At 40.3% G+C, this 3250-nt stretch carries 2 protein-coding genes and 1 pseudogene; all 3 read right to left on the reverse strand.

The window, feature by feature from the left end:
- Window positions 1-123: 123 nt before the first annotated feature.
- On the reverse strand, window positions 124-1680 hold the full coding sequence (locus tag IQ228_RS23665) for an ATP-binding protein (RefSeq protein ID WP_193964650.1): 1557 nt from the start codon (window positions 1678-1680) through the stop codon (window positions 124-126).
- A gap of 68 nt (window positions 1681-1748) precedes the next feature.
- Window positions 1749-2159 (reverse strand): hypothetical protein, encoded by a 411-nt coding sequence (locus tag IQ228_RS23670; RefSeq protein ID WP_027401678.1) that lies wholly within the window; start codon window positions 2157-2159, stop codon window positions 1749-1751.
- A gap of 431 nt (window positions 2160-2590) precedes the next feature.
- Window positions 2591-3103 (reverse strand): annotated as a pseudogene (locus IQ228_RS23675) (nickel-dependent hydrogenase large subunit); the annotation flags it as partial.
- Window positions 3104-3250 lie beyond the last annotated feature (147 nt).

A 3250-nucleotide genomic window follows, 5' to 3' on the forward strand; every position in this document is an offset into this window, starting at 1 on the left:
GTATTTATATTGATAAAAAACCGGGTTTATATTTCAATAGAAAGAAAAAATTATACTTAATTCCCTTTTTTCGCTCCCCTCTCTGCGCCTCTGCGCCTCTGCGTGAAACAAAAAACATAACACTCAAGCCCGAATCACAGTAATCCGACGTTGATTTTCCGTCACCACAACCTGCGTTGACAAACGTTCCTCCATTGGTAGGGCATTTTTACGCCTATCAAAGACAAATAACCAACCAAAATCCAACCCCAAACGCCCTAAATAGGATTCTAATTGTTCAATACCATCAGTTTGAGGATCTCGCTTTTTCTCCCGCCATACCTTTAACTCAATACCTAACGTTACATCTTTGTACCGCAGACATAAATCCATTCTGTCACTACCAATTGCATATTCCCGTTCCAAGACTCCACCACCATTAATAACACGATGCAAGAAAGCCATTAATACAATGTGGGGAGCGATTTCATGATAGCCAGTGCTACCTAATAACGGTTCTCCATGCTGTCGCCAAAATTTGATAAATGCTGCCAGTAACGCATCTATATTTAATTCACCTTCCGGGGTTAACCAAGTTGGTGCAATCATTGGTAAAGAAGCCATTGGTGTCACCGTTAGTACCCTGGGTAACACTTCCCGATAAATGGGATTAGCAATAGTTAAACCTCCGTAGGGGTGCATTTTACATAATCCCAAATCAATCACAAATTGAATATCATCATTGGGTATATCCCCCAATTCTAAACCTGCTAACATCGGCTCAATAATTGCTTTTATCCTTGGTTCTCGTAAGCGTTCAGCTAAACTATCTAAATGAGTATCTTGACGAGCAATTAATATTTCCTTTGCTTTTAAAATATGTTCTTTTGTAATAGCAATATTTCTATGTTTAACCATTTTTTCCACAACTTCTTTAGCTAAAGCATTCACTAACCAAGGTTGTCCCTGGGTTAAGTTAAAAGCTGTTGCAGTTGCTTCTGGTGTGAAAATTTGTCCTGTTGCTGCTGTATGTTGTTGATATAATTCTCCTACTTCTTCAAGATTAAAATTTCTCATAGTTATAGAAGCAACTTTAATATTAAAAGGACTGGATGTATTTAATCTGTCACTACCACCAGATGCTACTTTATAATCTCGCACATCCCTTAAACCAATTAATCCCACAGATGTCGGAAAATTTTCGGGACGATTGGGAAAACCATCTCTTAATTGACGTAAAATTGAAATTAGAGTTTGGTCTTGCAAAGAATCAATTTCATCAATCAATATTACCAAAGGTCGGGGTGAAGCTTTTGCCCAACCTTGTAAAAAAGCCTTAATTCTGTTTCCTGGTTCTTCCTGTTGCCATTGTTTTACAGGTGGTTGTAGTTCTTTGGGTAAACGGATGGAAATATTATCATACCAAGTTCCCAAAATCGCTAATTCTGCCGCACCTGGGTCATGATTAAATGCACTTCCCACCTCTACTGATACCATGACTGCTGCATAACGTCCTGTGGCGGTAAGTTGCTGTGCTAGGGCTAACATTGCCGTAGTTTTCCCTGTTTGTCGTGGTGCATGAAGGACAAAATAACTTTCTTGTTCAATCAGCATTGATAGGTCAGGAAGACGACTTGTGGCTGAGATGGTATAGTGTTTTTCGAGTTTACATGGACCTGCAATATTAAACCAGCGAGACATAGGATTTTGGCAGTTAGCGAACTCTTTAAGTTTAGACGATTTTCGGGTTGGGGCGGGTCAGGAAGGCTTCAGTTTAAATCATGACCTGTTGGTGGTGATAGATCCATTACTTCGGTAAACCGGGAATATTGCACCTCATCAGTTGGGGGAAAGTGTGCGGAAATACCCATTAAACCGACTTTGATATCCTCAAAGAAAATCACACCACCTATTCGTCCGCTGGCTTGGAATGGGCCATGGAAAAATTGATGCCGGGGAATATGGATAAGGAGAAAATTGGTAATTCTGACGTTTTGACCAAATAGTTGTTGACAGGTTGTTTTGACAACTGCATCTATATATGGATTCTGGACAGGTTGACCCAATTTGATGAATTTGGGATGATCCCCAAAATGATCCATGTAATATGTCCAGATGTTAGACAAGTCTTTGTCTTCAGTGAGGATTTGCTTGAGTTCCTGCCATCGTTTGAAATTCATAATGGGTAAGAAGATTAAAAGAGGATGGGTGCATTAGATTATTCTTTGCGTACTAAAAATTTACCACAGTTATGTGATAGCGAAGCGCGACCTACAGCAATTTCCAATCATATAAGTACATCTTAGCCCCTCATCGCTTGCGGGGAGGGGGTTGGGGGTGGGGTTCTTGTTCCGGGTTTGATGACAATTTGCTGTAGGAGTTGCTTCCAGTGCGCTGAAGGCATCGCTAATCTAGAGTTAGGGAAAAATTAGGTAATATTTGAGAAAACCAAATAACTTTTGGCAGAGAAAAATAAATGGATTTACTGCTTGCTATCTTTGGTTATGGCATATAGCTGGGGGTAGATTTATCGTCTAATTTAAGGAAAAGCCAGGGAATAATCAGACCTATCCTCAGAAATCCTGACTATATCAGCGATTCCCCAATTTATTACCATATAACTGCTGTGCGGCCATTGTCCACCTAATAAAGCGTAAATTTCTACCGGTTTACTAGAAATTGTAATACCGATTTCATAGGATTTACCTGTGAAAGCAGCAAAGCGCCGACAAGCTTCATCATAAAAGTGACTACGGCGATAATTTTTATTAGTTAAATCAATGGCAAACAAGCCATAAAAGTAGCGAGGAATACTTTGGATTGTTTCGACAATTTGCCCTAAGTTTCTGGCTAAAATAGCATTTCTGGGAACTTCTGTTCCCCAAGCTGTATCTAAAGCCCAAGATGCAGAACTGAGGTGAGAACCGCCACAAATTCCACAAATTCTAGGAGTAACAATTAACCCCGCTTGAGGATCTTTACCGCGTAAAATTATTTCAAAACCGCGAAAAAGTTCGGCATGAGTCCAAGCGTTTGTCACATATCCATTTTCAATTTCGACGCGCACATCTAAATCACCCTCGACTCTACCAACGGGTGAAATATCTAAAGTTTGAATTGGCATATTTGTCCTTTATTAGTTATTAGTTACACGACCTCTCCCCTAACCCCTCTCCTACAAGGAGAGGGAAATAATTGACTCCCCCTTCCAGCTAACAAAAGTTTTTCCGCTTCCCTCCCCTTGTAGGGGAGGGTCAGGGAGGGGTAGGGA

The organism is Dolichospermum sp. LEGE 00246, assembly GCF_015207865.1.
Classification (GTDB): domain Bacteria; phylum Cyanobacteriota; class Cyanobacteriia; order Cyanobacteriales; family Nostocaceae; genus Dolichospermum; species Dolichospermum heterosporum.

Coding starts and splice junctions, on each gene's coding strand:
- IQ228_RS23670 (WP_027401678.1), bottom strand. CDS start 2,159: ATGAATTTCAAACGATGGCAGGAACTCAAGCAAATCCTCACTGAAGAC.
- IQ228_RS23665 (WP_193964650.1), bottom strand. CDS start 1,680: ATGTCTCGCTGGTTTAATATTGCAGGTCCATGTAAACTCGAAAAACAC.